The 16,172-nt window shown below is 66.1% G+C and carries 13 protein-coding genes; 8 read left to right on the top strand and 5 right to left on the bottom strand.

Annotated elements, in window-relative coordinates:
* The first annotated feature begins 177 nt into the window (after window positions 1-177).
* Window positions 178-1,122: a VirK/YbjX family protein gene (locus tag AC54AF_RS01425; RefSeq protein WP_496634818.1), complete on the top strand. Its 945-nt coding sequence runs from the start codon at window positions 178-180 to the stop codon at window positions 1,120-1,122.
* Between the two features lie 122 nt (window positions 1,123-1,244).
* Entirely contained in the window at window positions 1,245-2,330 is a 1,086-nt protein-coding gene (locus AC54AF_RS01420; protein ID WP_496634816.1) for a serine hydrolase domain-containing protein, read from the top strand.
* Window positions 2,331-2,420: 90 nt separating this feature from the next.
* Here AC54AF_RS01420 and AC54AF_RS01415 read toward each other — a convergent pair whose 3' ends face one another.
* From AC54AF_RS01415 to AC54AF_RS01405, 3 genes are all read right to left on the bottom strand, one after another.
* Window positions 2,421-2,774, bottom strand: a complete 354-nt coding sequence (locus tag AC54AF_RS01415; protein ID WP_496634814.1) for a hypothetical protein — start codon at window positions 2,772-2,774, stop codon at window positions 2,421-2,423.
* On the bottom strand, window positions 2,771-4,339 hold the full coding sequence (locus AC54AF_RS01410) for an EAL domain-containing protein (RefSeq protein ID WP_496634812.1): 1,569 nt from the start codon (window positions 4,337-4,339) through the stop codon (window positions 2,771-2,773). Before AC54AF_RS01410 ends, AC54AF_RS01415 begins: the two co-directional genes overlap by 4 nt.
* A gap of 115 nt (window positions 4,340-4,454) precedes the next feature.
* On the bottom strand, window positions 4,455-5,960 hold the full coding sequence (locus tag AC54AF_RS01405) for an MFS transporter (RefSeq protein ID WP_496634810.1): 1,506 nt from the start codon (window positions 5,958-5,960) through the stop codon (window positions 4,455-4,457).
* Window positions 5,961-6,023: 63 nt separating this feature from the next.
* Between AC54AF_RS01405 and AC54AF_RS01400 the strand changes: the two genes are divergently transcribed.
* Window positions 6,024-6,917, top strand: a complete 894-nt coding sequence (locus tag AC54AF_RS01400; RefSeq protein WP_496634808.1) for a LysR family transcriptional regulator — start codon at window positions 6,024-6,026, stop codon at window positions 6,915-6,917.
* A gap of 13 nt (window positions 6,918-6,930) precedes the next feature.
* Here AC54AF_RS01400 and AC54AF_RS01395 read toward each other — a convergent pair whose 3' ends face one another.
* Complete coding sequence (locus AC54AF_RS01395) at window positions 6,931-7,497, bottom strand: helix-turn-helix domain-containing protein (RefSeq protein ID WP_496634806.1); 567 nt, start codon at window positions 7,495-7,497, stop codon at window positions 6,931-6,933.
* Window positions 7,498-7,588: 91 nt separating this feature from the next.
* Between AC54AF_RS01395 and AC54AF_RS01390 the strand changes: the two genes are divergently transcribed.
* On the top strand, window positions 7,589-8,119 hold the full coding sequence (locus AC54AF_RS01390) for a GNAT family N-acetyltransferase (RefSeq protein WP_496634804.1): 531 nt from the start codon (window positions 7,589-7,591) through the stop codon (window positions 8,117-8,119).
* A 13-nt stretch (window positions 8,120-8,132) separates the two neighbouring features.
* Here the strand turns inward: AC54AF_RS01390 and AC54AF_RS01385 are convergent, their stop codons facing one another.
* A complete protein-coding gene (locus AC54AF_RS01385; protein WP_496634802.1) occupies window positions 8,133-9,323 on the bottom strand; it encodes a low temperature requirement protein A in 1,191 nt (396 codons plus the stop codon).
* 168 nt (window positions 9,324-9,491) lie between these two features.
* Between AC54AF_RS01385 and AC54AF_RS01380 the strand changes: the two genes are divergently transcribed.
* The 4 genes from AC54AF_RS01380 to AC54AF_RS01365 all read left to right on the top strand — a co-directional run bounded on the left by AC54AF_RS01380 (window position 9,492) and on the right by AC54AF_RS01365 (window position 16,133).
* Window positions 9,492-9,950 (top strand): hypothetical protein, encoded by a 459-nt coding sequence (locus tag AC54AF_RS01380; protein WP_496634800.1) that lies wholly within the window; start codon window positions 9,492-9,494, stop codon window positions 9,948-9,950.
* 460 nt (window positions 9,951-10,410) lie between these two features.
* Window positions 10,411-10,788, top strand: coding sequence for a hypothetical protein (locus AC54AF_RS01375; RefSeq protein WP_071077346.1), 378 nt, complete (start codon window positions 10,411-10,413; stop codon window positions 10,786-10,788).
* A 180-nt stretch (window positions 10,789-10,968) separates the two neighbouring features.
* On the top strand, window positions 10,969-14,637 hold the full coding sequence (locus tag AC54AF_RS01370; protein WP_496634798.1) for a hypothetical protein: 3,669 nt from the start codon (window positions 10,969-10,971) through the stop codon (window positions 14,635-14,637).
* Window positions 14,634-16,133, top strand: a complete 1,500-nt coding sequence (locus AC54AF_RS01365; protein ID WP_496634796.1) for a hypothetical protein — start codon at window positions 14,634-14,636, stop codon at window positions 16,131-16,133. The genes AC54AF_RS01370 and AC54AF_RS01365 overlap by 4 nt, the downstream gene beginning before the upstream one ends.
* Window positions 16,134-16,172 lie beyond the last annotated feature (39 nt).

Genomic DNA, 16,172 nt, shown 5'->3' with positions numbered 1-16,172 from the left:
TCATCGGGTTGGCGAGCAGGCAGAATAAGCGTCAGCGTTACTAAAAGGCAAATGTTTAGTTGTCATCCTCTAAATGCCCGTGCCGAGAGCTTCTTAATATGAACTTCACCTGGCCCACGTAGCATTCAGCTTGGCAAGGCTCTCATTGTGCAGCGCCTGCCATTTTCCGGCCGAATCATGAATGACATCGCTGTACCCCTGCGCCACGGCGCCGCCTTGCCACCCACCGTGCCCCCCACCGTGCCACCACCTTCCGCCAGCGGACACCGCCTGAAAGCGGCGCTGGGCGCCCTCTTCTTTCCCCGCCAGCGCACGCGCTGGCAAGCCTTCCTGGGCAGCATGCCCGGCTTGCATTCCCTGGCACAGCTGCATCCTTGTTTGCGCTTCAAGATTTACCGGCCATACGCATCGCGCCAGCTCGGTTGCACGGATCGCCTGGCCTTGCTGGAAGGGCATTACCGCTTCCTGTGGCAGGCCGGGGCGCGCGCGCTGGTCGAGCGGGCCGCGCGCCAGCCCGTGGTGCTGGCCGCGTTCGAAGGCAAGGACGCGGCGCTGTATCGATTGCAGCTGACGGCCATCCACGACAGCCACCGCGAAGGCGAATTGTGCCTGCGCCTGACGCGCGACGGCCAAGCTTTCTATCTGGCCAGCTTCCTGTTCCTGCCGCGCGCCGATGGCGTGTCCTTGCAGCTGGGCGCGCTGCAAGGCTTGCGCTCGGAGGCGGGCAAGCTGGCCGTCAAGGAAGCCACGCGGGCGCTGCATGGCTGCCGCCCAAAAAACCTGATGGTGACGGCCCTGCGCGATTTCGGCGATTTTTTTGCCTGCAATAACCTGTTTTTGATCAGCAACGACAACCGCATCGCCCTGAATGCGCGGCGCCGGCGCCATATCGCCGCCGATTACGATCTGGCGTGGCAGGAATTGCACGCCTTGCGCATGCGCGACGGTAATTATCACCTGCCCTGCGCGCCCTACCGGGCGCCGGACCTGGCCGACGTGCCGTCAAAGAAACGCGCCGATGCGCGCCGGCGCGGCGAATTGCTGCAATGCATGTCGGCCGACATGCGGGCACAGCTGGCGGGTTTGCTGGAGGCGCCTGCGGCCGGCAGTTTTCCAATATAGCAAGAATGACATAAAACTCAGGCACCCTTCATGTAAGCGGCCTATGCTCGGCATTCATCCCAGCCACGTTATCGGGGGCTGGCGTGAACTAGCCTTTTTCATTGATCACCTGACAGGTTCCCATGACACCCACTTTTGCCTTCCTCCCCCTTTGCCTCGCCGGCACTGCTGCACTGGCCTCCCCTGCACTGGCCGCGCCCGCGCTCGACGACGCCGTGCGCCAGCGCGCGGAAGAACTGACGCGCACGGGCATGCACGCCAGCATCGTCATCGCCGTGATCGACGGCAAGCACAGCGCCGTCTACGGCTTTGGCAGCATTCATGCCGGCAAGCACATCAAACCGGGTGCCGACACCGTCTACCAGATCGGTTCCGTCACCAAGACCATGACGGGCTTGCTGCTGGCCGACGCCGTCGTCCAAAACAAGGTCAAACTCGACGAGCCGGTGGCGGCATTATTGCCCGGCTATACGGTGCCTGCGTTCGAGGGCAAGACGATCAGCCTGCTCGACCTGGCCACGCATTACTCCTCGCTGCCGCGCCTGCCCGACAATTTCGCACCCAGAGATCCCGCTGATCCGTATGCCGATTACACGGCAGCCAAACAGCGGCAGTTCCTTGCCGCCTACCAGCTGCCCCGCGCGCCGGGCACGAAACTTGAATACTCCAATATCGGCTACGCCGTGCTGGGCACGGCCCTGGCCACCCAGGCCGGCAGCAGCTATGAAGCGCTGCTGCAAAAGCGTATCGCCGTGCCGCTGGGCATGCGTTCCACCTCGAACAAGCCCACGCGCAGCATGCTGGCGCGCCTGGCGCCCGGGCACCAGCTGTCGGGCGAACCGACGCCGGCATGGAACATGAACGTGGTGGCGCCGGCCGGCGGCGTGTACTCCAGCGCGCGCGACATGATCGCCTATCTGCAAGCCCACATGTATAAACCGCTGCGCCCGTATGCGCTGGCGATCCATCCGCAGCGTCCGCTGGCGCCCGACAGCAGCTCGAAAATCGGCCTGGCCTGGCTGCTGGAACAGCAACAGGGACACAGCTACGCCTGGCACAACGGCCAGACGGGCGGCTACGCCAGCTATGCGGCGTTCACGACGGACGGCAAGCGGGGCGTGATCGTGCTGACCAACACGGTGCGCGACGTCGATGCGCTGGGCTTGTCCGCCTTGCTGCCCGGCACGCCCTTGCCGCCGCTGAAATAGCCGCTGGCCGCCATCGCAGTTCCCCGCGCCGCGCCGGCAGAAAGTGGCCGGCACGGGCGTCGTCTTGCCGCGCAAGCAGTAAGCGAAAATTCAAGCTGCCGGGTCTTGCATGAATTGCTCGACCCGGGCGACAAACACCGCCTTGCTGCGCGTGCGAAACTCGCCCAGGAAGGCGTCGCTGCCCTGGACGATCTTGCCGTGGCGGTCGTATTCCACCTTGCCCATCTCCAGCACGAATTCGCCCTGCGGATCGTCCTCAGGTTCAAAATGCGAGTTGAAGCAGTAACCGGTGTCGCGGCAGCTGCCCCACAGCAGCAGCGCGCTGCTGAACCACTGCATGGTATCGGGGCCTGGCTCCACCTCGAACAGGGTATTGACGGTGATGTGCCAGCCGCCCGGTACGCGCAGCGGTTGCAAGGGATAGGGAAAGCGTGGCTGTTTCATGTGGACGATGGCGCGCGGCGCGCCCGATAAAAGGTGAGGAACTCGGCAGCCGGCAGCGCTTTCGCGAACAGCCAGCCCTGGCCGAATTCGACTCTGCGCTCCAGCAGATAATCGGCTTGCTGCTGCGTTTCGATGCCTTCGGCCACGATCAGCATGTTCAAGGTGCGGGCCATGTCGATGATGTGCGGCGTGACGCTGCTGGTAGCGGCGTCCGTGCCGATGGTGTCGACGAAGGATTTGTCGATTTTCAGGGCGTCGAGCGGCAGGTTCTGCAGGCTCGACAGGCTTGAGTATCCCGTGCCGAAGTCGTCAATGGCCACCGCGTGGCCCCGCGCCCTGGCCTTTTCGATGGTGGCGCGCGCCGCTTCCACATTGATGAAGCCCCGCTCCGTCGCTTCCAGCCAGATCTGCTGCGCTTCGATGCCGGTGCCGGCCAAGGCACGTTCGAGCACGTCGAGCACCCTGCCCGTTTCGATGTCGCTGGCGCACAGGTTGATGGCGATGTGCAGTTCGCGGTCGGCCAGCAGCGCGGCGCGCATGTCGGCGATGACGCAATCGATCACCTGGTCGGTGATGGGCAAGATCAGATCGCCTTCCTCGGCCACGGGGATGAACAGGTCGGGCCGTATCATGCTGCCGTCGGGACGGCGCCAGCGTATCAGCGCCTCGGCGCCCACGCACACGCCCGTGTCGAGCGCAATAATCGGTTGATAATGGACAAAGAATTCGCGCCGCTCGATGGCGATCTTCAGCTCGCCCATCAGCGACAGACGGCGGCGCGACAGCCACACGACGATGCCGACGATGAAGGCGGCCATCAGCAAGCCCAGCGGCAGGAGCAGCAGTTGTTCGCGCCGCAGCCTGTCGTTCAGCTTGCTACGGGGCTCGATCATGACGGCCGTCAAGCCGTCGCGGTACAGGATGGCATGGATGCTGCCGTCGTGCGTGATATCGCCCGCCGCTGGCAGCCCGGCAAGCAGGGCCTGCACTTGCGCCGGATCCGGATGGTGCAGGGTGTCGAGCACGCCGCCCTTGCCGATGGCCACGGCCATCTGGATATCGCTGTCGATGATGACGTCGGAAAAGCGTACGGGATCGATCAGCACCTTATACGCGCGGTAGGATAGCCCCACCATGCGCTTGCCGCCGCTGACGACGGGGCGCAGGTTGAAATCGAGCCCCATGCCGTTGTCCAGGGTGAAGTCGGTGGGCGTGATGGCAATGCGCCCTGCCTCGATACCTGTCGACGTGCATTTGAGCAAACCGTTTTCCACATAGCCGATATCGTCGATGCTGCGCGTGGTCATGGTGATGCGGCGCAGCTGCTGCACATGCGCTTCCGAGCACGGCGCCAGGTCCAGCGCATCGGCGCTGCGCAGGGCCATGCTGGCCGAAGCGATGGAACGGTGGGCGCGCTCGAGCGCGTAGCCGGCCAGCAGGCGCAGGCGTTCCTGCTCGCCCTGCTCTGCCCGCACGGACGAGAGATAGAAGGCCAGGCTCAGGGGGGCGGCCACGCCGATGACGGCGACCAGCACGCTCGTAATAATAATTCGTTTCCTGCGCATGCGCGCCTCCCGCACCGTGACCGAGGATTACCTGCGGTAGTTATATGATTGCCATGTATTGCTCGATGGCATCATATTACAAGCAGAGGCGGCGCACGCGGAACTTGCTGAACAGTTACACTTTTCCCGCCATTTGCACGGGGCGCGCCAGCACGAAGACCAGCGCCGCCACCACGGCCGCCAGGCCGCCAGCCAGGTAGAGCACGCTGGCAAAGCCGTCGATGAAGGCGTGGCGCGCCGCTTCCTGCGCCACGGCCTGCAGGGCGGGCGGCAGCTGGCCGAAGGCCTCGGCCGCGTTGCCGGCGACGATGCGCCCGATCATTTCGGGCGAGGCCTTCAAACCGTGCAGCCACGCCAGTTGCTCGAACGAGGCCGCCGTGCGCATGGCCAGCACGGCGCCCAGCGCGCCCACGGCCAGCACGATGCCGACAAAGCGCGTGGTGGTGCTGATGCCGGAGCCCATGCCCGTGCGTTCGCGGGGGATGCAGGCAAGGATGGCCTTTTGCGTCGTGCCGTTCAGCAATCCCGCGCCCGCGCCCGTGACGAGCATGCCGGCCGCCACCCAGCCGTATTGCAGGCTGGCGGCGGCGAAGGCCGTGGCGACGTTGCCCACGGTGACGATCAGCAAGCCCGTCACCAAAATGCCGCGGTCGTCAAGAATCCGCATGGCGCGCGGCGCCAGGCGCGACAGCACCACCATGGCGACGGCAAACGGCAGCATGGCGCAGCCGGCCAGCACGGCGGAAAAGCCGAAGGCGTTCTGCAAATACAGAGGTAAAAAGGTCATCATCACCTGCGCGGCGATGGCGTAGCCGAACATGCCCAGCACGGCGCCGACGAAGACGCGCCGGCCAAACAAGCGCAAGTCGACCATCGGCGCGCGCTGGCGCCGTTCCACCAGCACGAAGACCAACAGCAGCGCCGCGCCGGCGACGAAACGCAGCACGGTGGCGCGGCTGGACCAGCCCGCCACGCTGGCGTCGATCAAGCCCCAGATGATGCAGAACAGGCCGGCGGAGAACAGCAGCGCCCCCAATGGATCAAAACTGGCGTTCGAGGCATCCTTCGATTCATCCACATGACGCTGCACCAGCAGCATCAGGATGGCGACGACGGGCAGGTTCAGATAGAAAATCCAGCGCCAGTTGATGGCGCTCGTGATCAGGCCCCCCAGCAGCGGTGCCACCGTCATGGCCACGCCCATGGCCGCGCCCCACACGGACCAGGCGCGCGCCCGCTCCTTTTCCGCGTGAAAGGTGTGGCCGATGACGGCCAAGGCGGACGTCAGCAGCAGCGCCGCACCAAGGCCCTTGACGGCGCGCGCCACGTTGAGCACGAACGGCGTCCACGCCAGGCCGCACAGCAGGGACGCCAACGCGAACACGGCCAGGCCATACAGCATGACCCTGCGCCGTCCCAGGCGGTCGGCGATGCTGCCGGCCGGCAAGAGAAACGAGGCGAACGCCAGCATGTAGGCGCTGACCACCCATTCCACGTCGACGAAGCTGGCGTTGAGCGAGCGGGCGATGGACGGCAGCGAGACGGCCACCACGTTGGTGTCGAGCATGATCAGCGCGCACACGCCCGAGCACGTATATAAGGTCCAGTCGGTATTCTTCATGCCTCGATTGTAAGCAGGCTTGTATTATTTCCTATTATAAGACAGCCGCCTTATAATTCACTCATGGTGAATATTGTCAAAGACATGGAACTGCGGCATTTCCGCTGCGTGCTGGCCGTGGCGCACAGCCTGCACTTCGCGCGGGCGGCAGCGGAACTGGGCATTTCGCCGCCCGCCCTGACCAAGCAGGTACAGGAAACGGAACAGCTGCTGGGCACGCGCCTGTTCCAGCGCAGCAAGCGCGCCGTGGCCCTGACGGCGGCCGGTGAACTGTTTGTCATTGAGGCCACGCGCGCGCTGGGGCAGCTGGCGCAGGCACAGGAAGTGGCGCGGCGCGCGGGACGGGGCGAACTGGGACGGCTGGAAATCGGCTACGTGGCCTCGGCCGCGTATTCCGGCGTGCTGCAGGACCAGTTCGCCCGCTTTCGCGTCAGCCACCCCGGCATCCATATCGGTGCGCGCGAATACGCGATGGATGCCCTGCCCGGCTTGCTGGACCAGGGCCGGGTGGACCTGGCCTTCGTGCGCCCGCCCCTGCACCTGCCGGACGGACTCGACAGCGTGGTCTTGCTGCGCGACCGCTTCGTGCTGGCCGTGCAAGCCGACAGCCCGCTGGCTTTGTTGGATGTGGCGGGGCCGGCCGCGCTGGCGCAGCAGGCATTCATCGTGCCGGAACAGGAATTGGGAACATTGGAGGTAAGCCGGCGCGGCGGCTTTGCGGCGCAGGTGGTGTCGCGCCCGGGCAGCCTGGTGGCCGTGCTGACGGAAGTGTCGCTGGGCGTCGGTTGCGCCATCGTGCCCCACTCCGTGATGGCCAGCGTGCAATTGCCCGGCGTGGTCTTCCGCGAGCTGCAAGGGCCGCAGATCAGCTCGGAAATCGCCGTGGCTTTCCGCCGCCACGAACAGGCGCCCGCCGCGCGCGCCTTCATCGCCCAGCTGCGCGCTGTTGCGCTGTAACGCTGGCGTAGCCTCAGTTCTTCAATACGGCCACGGCATAGGTACAGGCGCTGGCCGTTTCATTGCTGAACACGCAATCGGCCGGCGGCCCCAGCTCCAGGCAGTCGCCCGCGTCCAGCACGTGGCGCGTGTCCCCTTCGATGAAGACGAGGCTGCCGCTGAGCGACCAGATCAATTGACGCCGCGCCACATAGGCGGCGGCCGGCATGGCCACCACGGCGCCCGGCGGCAAGGTAATATGCACAAGGTCGAGCGGCATGTCGGACGCGGGCGACACGTGGCGCCGCACATAGCCGCTCTGCGGGTCGATCCACACGGGCTGCTCGGCCTGGCGCAGCAAGCGCCCTGCGCGCATTTCGGCGCGGGCGATCAGTTCGGACATGCTCAGGCCGAAGGCGCCCGACAGGCGCGCCAGCAAGGTGGCCGTGGGGCTGCAGTCGCCCCGTTCCACCTTGTGCACCATCGCGCGCGACACGCCCGAGCGGGCCGCCAGCTGCGTCAGCGACCAGCCCAGGTTTTCCCGCTCGAGGCGCACCCTGGCGCCGATGCGCTGGTTCAACTCGTCTGGTTTAGTGGACATATATCAGCTTCCATTCGAATTATATTGGACAAGCACCGGGTGGCAATCTATGATTTGTCCATTATAGTGGACGCTTGACGAGGAGAGCAACATGCAGATACGCGATGCCCAAACGGGCGACATCGAGGCCATCACGGCCATATACAACGATGCCGTCAGCAATACTTTGGCCATCTGGAATGAACGGACGGTCGATGCGGCCAACCGCGCCGCCTGGCTGGCCGAGCGCCAGCGGGCCGGCTATCCGGTGCTCGTCGCCATCGATGCGCAGCAGAATGTGGCCGGCTACGCCTCGTTCGGCGACTGGCGCCCGTTCGAGGGCTACCGGCATACGGTCGAGCATTCCGTGTATGTGCGCGCCGACAGTCGCGGCGCCGGCATCGGCAAGGCATTGATGGGGGAATTGATCGCGCGGGCGCGCGGCCTGGGCAAGCACGTGATGGTGGCGGGCATCGAAGCGGGCAATGCCGCCTCGATCGCCCTGCACAAGCAGCTGGGCTTTGCGGAAGTGGGCTTGATGCGGCAAGTGGGCACCAAGTTCGGCGCCTGGCTGGACCTGGCGTTCCTGCAGCTGCAGCTCGATACGCGCAGCGATCCGGACGGCATCACGCCGCCCGGCTAAGCTCAGGCAAACATCAGGGATCGATCTCCGGCGGCGGACGGCGCAGCGCCACATGTTCCCACACGGCCACCAATACCAGCACGCAGCTGGTGATGCAGGCCAGGATCAGCGGCGAATACAGCCTTCCATAGGCCATCGGGATCAGCGCCAGGATGATCAAAATGCCCAGCAGATGCGACAGCGGCGGCGCGGCGCGCTCGCTGCTGACCCATTTGAACAGCGCATTGCCCAGCAGATACAGGATCGGGCCGCCCAGCAAGGCGCTGATGCCGGCGAAGCTCGCCTCGTCCGGGTGCACGAGGGCCAGCTCATCGGCCACGGCGGAAACGATCACGCCTCCCACGATCAGCACGTGGATATACGTGTAGGCCTTGCGGGCAATGCGGCCCGGGTCCTTCGAGTGGGCGATGCGGTGGTGGCCCGCCTCGGCGCCCGTGTCAAAGTAGATCCACCACATGGCGATGCTGCCGGCCAGCGCCGACAGGAAACCCAGCCAGTTGGCGGCCGTCCATTCCAGCCCGGCGAAGGTGGCGCCCGTCACCAGCAGGGATTCACCGAGGGCGATGATGACGAACAGGGCGCAGCGTTCGGCCATGTGGCCGCCATCGACATCCCAGTCGGCCGTCGAGGAACGGCCCAGGCCCGGCAAGCCGAACTGCATCCAGGGACCGGCCAGGTCGATCAGCAGGGCCGCGCCCCACCAGACGATGCGCTGCTCGGGTGACGCGAGGCCGCCGGCGATCCAGAAGATACCGGACAGCACAGCCCACAGGGCGATGCGCTGGAAATTGCGGCGGCGCGCCACGGTGTCATTGCGCACGGCCCACCAGGCAAACAGGGGACGCCCCACCTGCATGGCGACATACGCGCCCGCAAAAGCCAGGCCCCGCGTGCCGAACGCTTCCGGAATCGAAGCCGACATGATCAGGCCGCCCAGCATCAAGGCGAACAGGCTGATACGCACGGGAATGCGTTCCGGGTCGAGCCAGTTGGTGATCCACGATGTAAATATCCATACCCACCAGACGGCCATCAGCAGCAAGCCCGTCTGCAGCCAGCCCATGGCGCTCAAGTGCGCCAGCAAGCCGTGCGACAGTTGCGTGACGGCAAACACGAACACGAGGTCGAAGAACAGCTCGATCATGCCCACCTTGCCACTGTCCTGCGCGCCGCGCTGACGCAGCAGGGAAATGCGATTATTCATTTTTTTCCTTGCATAAATATCGGACCGGTGCCCGCGGCGCCGGCCAAAACGGCACGATGATAGCAGATGGGGATGGCGGCCATGGCGGCGCGCTGCGGTCGGCATGCGTTTGCTCTTCCGGCCGAATTTCGCTACGATGGGCCGCATGCGCGGGACACCACCTCCACCATGTATCAGCTGAATTGGCGCGGCCCCTGGCTGGCTGCCGCGCTGCTGCTATCGCTCGGTGGCGACGCCCCGGCGCTGGCGCGCCAGCTGGCCGAACCGGCTCCCGCGTGCCGGGCGCCGCAAACCATGGCGCTGACGGTCAACAGCGACGCCGTCGCCACGTCCAGCAACGATATCAATGACAACACCCTGGTGGCGCTGCGCGCCAACGGCACCGCGTACTGGACGGTTTTATTGTCGACCGCGAATATCCTGCTGCAGCTGGGCGCCGACCGCGGCGATACCATCGTGACGTTCCAGAAAGGACTGACCCTGCGTTTCCAGGCGCTCGGTCCGCAGCAATATCAAATCCTCATCGATGGCCCCATCCTCGATGACGGCACGCAGTACACGCTGACGGGCAAGGTGGTAGCCGTTTTTGAACGCTGTCCGGCCCTGCCCACACCGGCCGCGCAATAAAGCCGCGCAGCCCATCCATTTAAGTCAATAAACCGTTTATATTCCATTGCATTCCCTGTCCAGATTGCCTGCCGCCGCGAAGAATGGCCGGCGGTGTTTTCCCGCGCCGCACCCGGATGCCGCGCCACCACTGCCTTTGCGACAATTCGAGAGAATCGCGCAAAAAAATAGGCATAGAATCGCTACTCGTGATGTGCAAGAGCCGGCATGGTTATATTTCGAATAGCCGGAAACTATTTTTTTGAATAATCAAATAAAGAATATATTAATCAATTCCGGATTGATTAATATCAAATGCCTTGTCTTTATTTGAAATCGCGTATTGTCCTGCCATATTTTTATGGCATGGTCGCAAAGCCGTTGCCATACCGTTTCCCCCGACTTACCCAACTGCCCCGAACCTGTCGGCCACGGGGCGCCCACCGCAAGTGCAGGCCGATATCACCTCATGGAGAATGTCATGTCTAACTTACCTCGCGTCGAAGTCACCAACCATACGCTGGCCTCCGGCCAAAGCGTCACCACCAACACCACGCCGAACAGCATCGCGCTGTCCATCGCCAGCAGCGACAGCAACAACCAGACGGGCATCGCCTTCCAGTTCCAGGGCCGCACCACGTACTGGAATCCCAGCGTCAGCACCGGTTTCACGACGGCCAAGCTGGCAAGCGACACGGGCAATGGCGTCGTCACGTGGAAAGCCGGCCTGACGGTCACCTACTCGCCGCAGAGCACGGGGCTGTATAACGTGCTGCTCTCCGGCGACATCGTCGACAGCGGCACCCTGTATACGTACACGGGCTTCGTGCTGGCTACCTTTACCTCCAACTCGCAGTAAGCGGCGGTTCCGCGCCCGCCTGCGGACGGGCGCCCTGGATGGCCGCCCGCCACCGCATCCAGGCAAGCAGCCTGGCCATCCGACGCCCTTCCGGGCCCACCCGTTGTAAACGAGTGCGATGCCGCGCGGCCGCCATGCCGGCGCATCGCAGCCCGAGTCGCGTCTTGAGTGGAGGTAGTCATGGGTTTCAGCTTCGTCGCCACCGATCCCGCCAGCAAGGTCAGCTTATATGAATCGCCGCCGCAGGCGGACCATGCCTGGGCCGGCTACCTGCTGCCGCCCGTCGCGCCGCCGGCCACGCCCCCGGACAGCATCAGCTATGCCGACAGCCTGTCGCCGCAGCGCATGGGCAGCTATGTGTTTGCCAGCGCCCGTCCGGCGGCGCTGGACGCGGCGCCCGGCCCCTTCATCGCCGCCCTCGCCGCGTATATCGACCAGCAGTCGCCGGCGCCGGGACTGAACCTGAACGCGCTGCTGTGGCTGCGCGACGCCGATGCCGTGCCGGCCGATTCCTTCAAAAACTACGGCTGCAGCTACAGCTATAACCAGCTGACCAAGGGCTTTGCCACCAGCAGCAATGTCAATTTCCGGCTGGGACAGGACCTGCTGTTCAACGTGCTGTCCGGCGTCGGCCTGTCCATCGACGCCGTCAGCGGCAGTCTGCGGCTGTCCGCGCCGCTGGCCACGCCTCCGGCGCTGGCCTTCCAGCGCAACGCCAGCGATATCGGCATACGCGTCACGGGCAGCGGCAACACGATCCGCACTTTCGTGCCGCTGGCGGGCCCGAATGCGGGCTGCCTGACGTTTACGGCCACCGTCAACCCTGTCGTCACCTTCGGCCCCGGCGGCCTGGCCGTCGGCTTCCCCCTGAGCGCGCGCGACACGGCCAGCGGCCAGCTGCAGCAGCTGTTCTACCCGGCGCTGAGCGCGCCCGCCGCGCTGCCGGCCAACCTGGCCTGGGTCGGCACGGTCGACCCGCTCGATCCCTACAATCAGAAGCTGTCCGCCAAGGCCAGGCTGGAAGGCGTATTGCGCTGCGGCTTGCTGCCGGCCGGCCAGCCCGCCTTGCCGTCCACCTACCGCACGGCGCTGGGCCATGCGACGGCCTTGCTGCCGCTGGGCGCCACCAGCGGGCAGCCGCCCGTGGTCGGCCTGCAGTCGGGCGCCCTGGCCTTTGGCTGCGCCGCGCTGTCACCCTCCCAGCCCGCTACCAGCAAGGCCCTGCTGACGCCGGCCGGGCGCTTCGGCCTGAGCGCCAGCGGCCAGGCTGCCGGAACGCAGACAAACTTGTTATGCGGCATCTTCGGCTCGGAACAGCTGAGCATGACCACCTATGATGGCGCCGCGCCGCAGAGTGACAGCCTGCTGTTCGTGCCCGCCTCGCCCGCCTACGCGTCCGTCTTCCCGTTCCAGGCCGCGACGCTGGACTTGCCCGATTCGGGTAACGTGGCCACGCCGCTGACGGCCGATTACCTCAGTTCCTGGGCCAGCGTGCGCAAGGGCGGCGCGGCCATGCCGCAATACCATGCGGAGCCGGCGGGCAGTCCCATGTACGGCCTGCCGCCTGCCGCCCGGGAGGCCGCCTTGCTGCGCGCCGTGGCCGCCGATACCGTGCTCGCCTCGACCCCGCCCGCGCTGCCCGTGCCGCAGGGCGCCGCGCACGCCTTTCCCCTGCTGCCGTATGGCGGCGCCGTCATTGGCGGCCCGCTGGAGATCAGCGCCTCCCTGCTGTCGAGCTTTGAAAGCAGCATCGTGGCCGCCACGCGCAAGGCCGTCATTTCCAGCGGCGCCGGCGCCACCTGGCGCGCGCGCGCGGCCGCCAGCCACCGCGTGCGCGGGCTGGCCGCCGGCGGGGCGGTGGCGGAAGCGCCGCACTACCGCACCACGCCGCAGGGCGCTGTCGCCACCGTGTCCAGCCAGGAGCAGGACCAGGACGCCTTCCTGTCGGTGACCCTGGGCCAGACGCTGGGCGACGGCGGCCAGGTCTTGCCGTTCGGCTTCCGCTTCCCGGACGCTGCCTTGCAGGATGCCTTGCAGACCAACCAGCTGTTTCTGGTGGCCGTCAACGCGGCCCACCTGTCGGACGGCGGCGCGCGCTTCGACAATACCGTGGGCATCGCGGGCTGGACCATGCAAGCGCAGGTGGGCCTCGGCGTGACGCCCACGTCCTACCGCAACGTGATGCTGCTCAAGTATTGCAGCGGCAGTGTCAGGGAACGCGTCGCCAATCCGAATGCCTGGTCGGGCGCGCCCGATTTTTCGCTGGCCGCCGGTGCCGGCCCCAGCGTCCAGGGCATCGCCTACACGGGGCTGTCGCAGTGGTTGCAGGATGTCATCGAAGCGGCCGAGGTGCTGGCGGCGGACAAGCCCGAATCGCCGTACCGGCATTTCCTGGAACTGGTCAGCGATCCCGCCTGGACGGGCGTGCTGGTGCTGCAGGCGGACCTGGATCCGTCCAGTCTGCCGGCTGGCCTGCAGGGAATCGCGGCCGGCCTCGACCTGACGCGCTTCGTCGCCCACCATTTCGGCTTCACGGCCAGCCGCGTGACGGTGCATGGCGACGGCAGCATCACCCTCGACGGCAATTCCAGCACCTTCGGCCTGGTCGACTACCAGGACCCGGCCTTCGCCGCAGGCCAGCGCAACGGCTTGCCGCCCGATACACCCATCGCCCTGCCCGACACCGACAACTATGCGTTCCGCGTGCTGCAATTGCAGGTGCTGTTCGACAATGCCGTCATCAAGACCTTCAAGAGCTACGTGCAGCTGGCCGTCAACGGCCTGCTCGGCTCGCGCGTCACGGCCACCACCTTCGGCGGCAATGCGATGCCGAACAACGGCGTGGTACTCGACGGCAGCTATATCGACCAGAATGGCACCGGCATCTACATCTTCGAGCAAGCCACGCCGTCGATATTCAGCCTCGACAGCAACCTGCTGCGCCACGTGGCTTTCCAGCGCATCCAGTTCAACTGCCTGGGTACCATCGACGCGGGCGCGACCGTGCTGAACCGTTTTTCCGTGTGGGGCACGCTGGACTTCGCCAGCCTGGACGACCGCACGGGCGCCGTGCTGGACCTGCTGTCGTTCGGCGCGCTGGCGCCGGACCTGCCGCCGGACGGCGCAGGCCTGGCCTTCTCCAACCTGGTGATCGACATGCGCTATCCGCAGACGACGCCGTCGGCCGTGCGCTTCGACGAGGTGACGGTCAATCTGGCCTACGACCTCGACGCCAGCCAGGCCAGGCCGGACAGCCTGTTCAAGGGCTTCGGCCTGGAACTGGCGGGCTTCATCGCCGCCGCCGACGGGCAAAAGCCGGCCGATTTCGGCTTCCTGCCCGTCAGCACGGCGCTGAACCTGGGCACGCTCGACGGGCCCTGGCACGGCGTCGTGTACGACGTCACCATGGGCGGGCCGGGCGCGCTCGTCTCGGCCGCCGGCTTCCATTCGACCCTGCTGCTGGCCTGGTCGCCCGCCAGCACCGCCGGCGACGACGAGCAAGCCGTCTTCGTCGGTCTCTCGCTGCCCGGCGCGGCGCCGGGCGCCCGGCTGATCAGCCTGCAAGGCATCTTCAAGCTGGCCATCGACAATATCGGGCTGATGCGGCAAAAAGTGCCCGACGGCGACGCCTACTATTATTGCCTGCGGCTCGACAATATCGCCATCAAGTTCCTCGGCATTGCCAAGCTGCCGCCCGACGCGAACATCCAGTTCTTCCTGTTTGGCGACCCGAAGAATACGGGCAGCCTGGGCTGGTATGCCGCGTACATCGCCGATGCGGCCGTCCGGCAGGAGCCGGCACTGGCCGCGCTGCCATTGCCTGCCATTTCATTGGGGAGCGCGGCATGACCAACGTCGTGTACTGGAATATCGAGAACTTCGGCATCAACAAGGTCAACAATCCCAGCCGCAAGCGGCCCCGCTATGGCGAAGGCGGCCGCTGCGGCGGCAACCTGCCGGCCGTGGCCGCGCTGCAGCGCCGCAACCATATCCTGACCATCCTGCGCGCAACGCAGCCCGATATTTTCGTCCTGATCGAGGTGTCGGCCAGCGCGACCGGCGCCGGCGACCTGGCGCCCGCCACGGGCGGCCTGCAGGGCGCGCTCTTCCTGCTGCAACAGCTGCGCAGCGATCCCACCGACCCCAACCGCGATGCCTGGCGCATGGTGCCGCCGCTGAAAGTGGGCACGGGCGGACGCACGGAATCGGTCGCCGTGCTGTACCGCGGCATATCGGGCGCGGCGGGCACGCCCACGGAAGTGCGGCGCTATTTCACGGGGCCGAACGTGTGGACGGGCGGTGGCGTGTCGGCTGTGGCGGCCGGCGCCGTGCCCGCCGCCTACCCGGCCGGGGGCGCCGGCGCGCCCAATATCCAGGATTTGCTCAACCCGCAAGGCCAGCCGGCGCGCACCATCCCGGCCGGCGCGCAGTACAACGGCGGCCTGGCCGAGGGCATGGCGGCGGCGCGCATCGCCTTCGCGCCCGCGCCGGCGCCAGCCGTGCCGCCCGTCGTTGGCGGCCTGGTCAATTTCAACGGCGTGCGCCAGCCCTTCATGGTCAGTTTCGTGGAAACCAACCAGGCCAACGCCATCACGCGCAACCTGACCCTGTTTGCCGTGCATGCGCCGCCCAACCACGGCGGCGCCACCAATTTCATCAATATCCTGCTGCGCGGCGTGCTCGACGTGGCGGCGCCGCCCGCCGGCGCGCCGCACAATGAAGTCAAGCTGATCTGCGGCGACTTCAACCTGAACGCCATCTACGCGCAGCCGCCCGGGGCGGGCGGGCGGACCACGGCCTACGACCAGTTGCGCGCGATCAACTACGTGCCGCTGCTGAACCCGCCTCCTGCCATGCCGGTGGCACCGAACCTGACGCTGGACGCATATCAGGGCTACCTGGCCACGCATATCCGCCCCAAGCGCACCAAGCAGCAGCTGACGCAGCAATCGCGCTTCCTGTGGTCCGACAATACGGCCGGCGGCGCGCTGCTGGCGGCGCCGTATCCGGGCTATAACTATATCGGCAGCGATATGGTGAGCAACTTTTTCTCGATCGACAATATGCTCGTCAACCCGCTGGTGCCGGCGAATAACTACCAGTTCACGGTGATGAATCCCGTGTCGGGCACGCCGTTCACGCTGGCGGGCGCCATGCCAGCGGGCGTGCCCATCGGCACGCGCCCGCTGCCCGCGCAATTTACGAACTTGCCTGCCGGCACGGCCTGGCCGCTATCGCCGGCGGCCGTGTATGCCGTAGGCCAGGCGCGCACGCTGAACGGCTGGGCCAATTACGGCTACCTGCGCAGCACCAGCGACCACCTGGCGCTGTTTGCCGTGCTGTAGACAGAGCGTCGGGCGGGTGCAAGCGTCCGCCTGGACATC

Source organism: Janthinobacterium sp. JF4 (assembly GCF_059617925.1).
The sequence above is the reverse complement of the archived record's forward strand: the minus strand, read 5'-3'. Positions and strand labels throughout refer to the sequence as shown.

What these genes read in the sequence shown, in the direction of transcription:
- AC54AF_RS01425 (WP_496634818.1), top strand. Translation starts at nt 178, where the DNA reads ATGAATGACATCGCTGTACCCCTGCGCCACGGCGCCGCCTTGCCACCC.
- AC54AF_RS01420 (WP_496634816.1), top strand. Translation starts at nt 1,245, where the DNA reads ATGACACCCACTTTTGCCTTCCTCCCCCTTTGCCTCGCCGGCACTGCT.
- AC54AF_RS01415 (WP_496634814.1), bottom strand. Translation starts at nt 2,774, where the DNA reads ATGAAACAGCCACGCTTTCCCTATCCCTTGCAACCGCTGCGCGTACCG.
- AC54AF_RS01410 (WP_496634812.1), bottom strand. Translation starts at nt 4,339, where the DNA reads ATGCGCAGGAAACGAATTATTATTACGAGCGTGCTGGTCGCCGTCATC.
- AC54AF_RS01405 (WP_496634810.1), bottom strand. Translation starts at nt 5,960, where the DNA reads ATGAAGAATACCGACTGGACCTTATATACGTGCTCGGGCGTGTGCGCG.
- AC54AF_RS01400 (WP_496634808.1), top strand. Translation starts at nt 6,024, where the DNA reads ATGGTGAATATTGTCAAAGACATGGAACTGCGGCATTTCCGCTGCGTG.
- AC54AF_RS01395 (WP_496634806.1), bottom strand. Translation starts at nt 7,497, where the DNA reads ATGTCCACTAAACCAGACGAGTTGAACCAGCGCATCGGCGCCAGGGTG.
- AC54AF_RS01390 (WP_496634804.1), top strand. Translation starts at nt 7,589, where the DNA reads ATGCAGATACGCGATGCCCAAACGGGCGACATCGAGGCCATCACGGCC.
- AC54AF_RS01385 (WP_496634802.1), bottom strand. Translation starts at nt 9,323, where the DNA reads ATGAATAATCGCATTTCCCTGCTGCGTCAGCGCGGCGCGCAGGACAGT.
- AC54AF_RS01380 (WP_496634800.1), top strand. Translation starts at nt 9,492, where the DNA reads ATGTATCAGCTGAATTGGCGCGGCCCCTGGCTGGCTGCCGCGCTGCTG.
- AC54AF_RS01375 (WP_071077346.1), top strand. Translation starts at nt 10,411, where the DNA reads ATGTCTAACTTACCTCGCGTCGAAGTCACCAACCATACGCTGGCCTCC.
- AC54AF_RS01370 (WP_496634798.1), top strand. Translation starts at nt 10,969, where the DNA reads ATGGGTTTCAGCTTCGTCGCCACCGATCCCGCCAGCAAGGTCAGCTTA.
- AC54AF_RS01365 (WP_496634796.1), top strand. Translation starts at nt 14,634, where the DNA reads ATGACCAACGTCGTGTACTGGAATATCGAGAACTTCGGCATCAACAAG.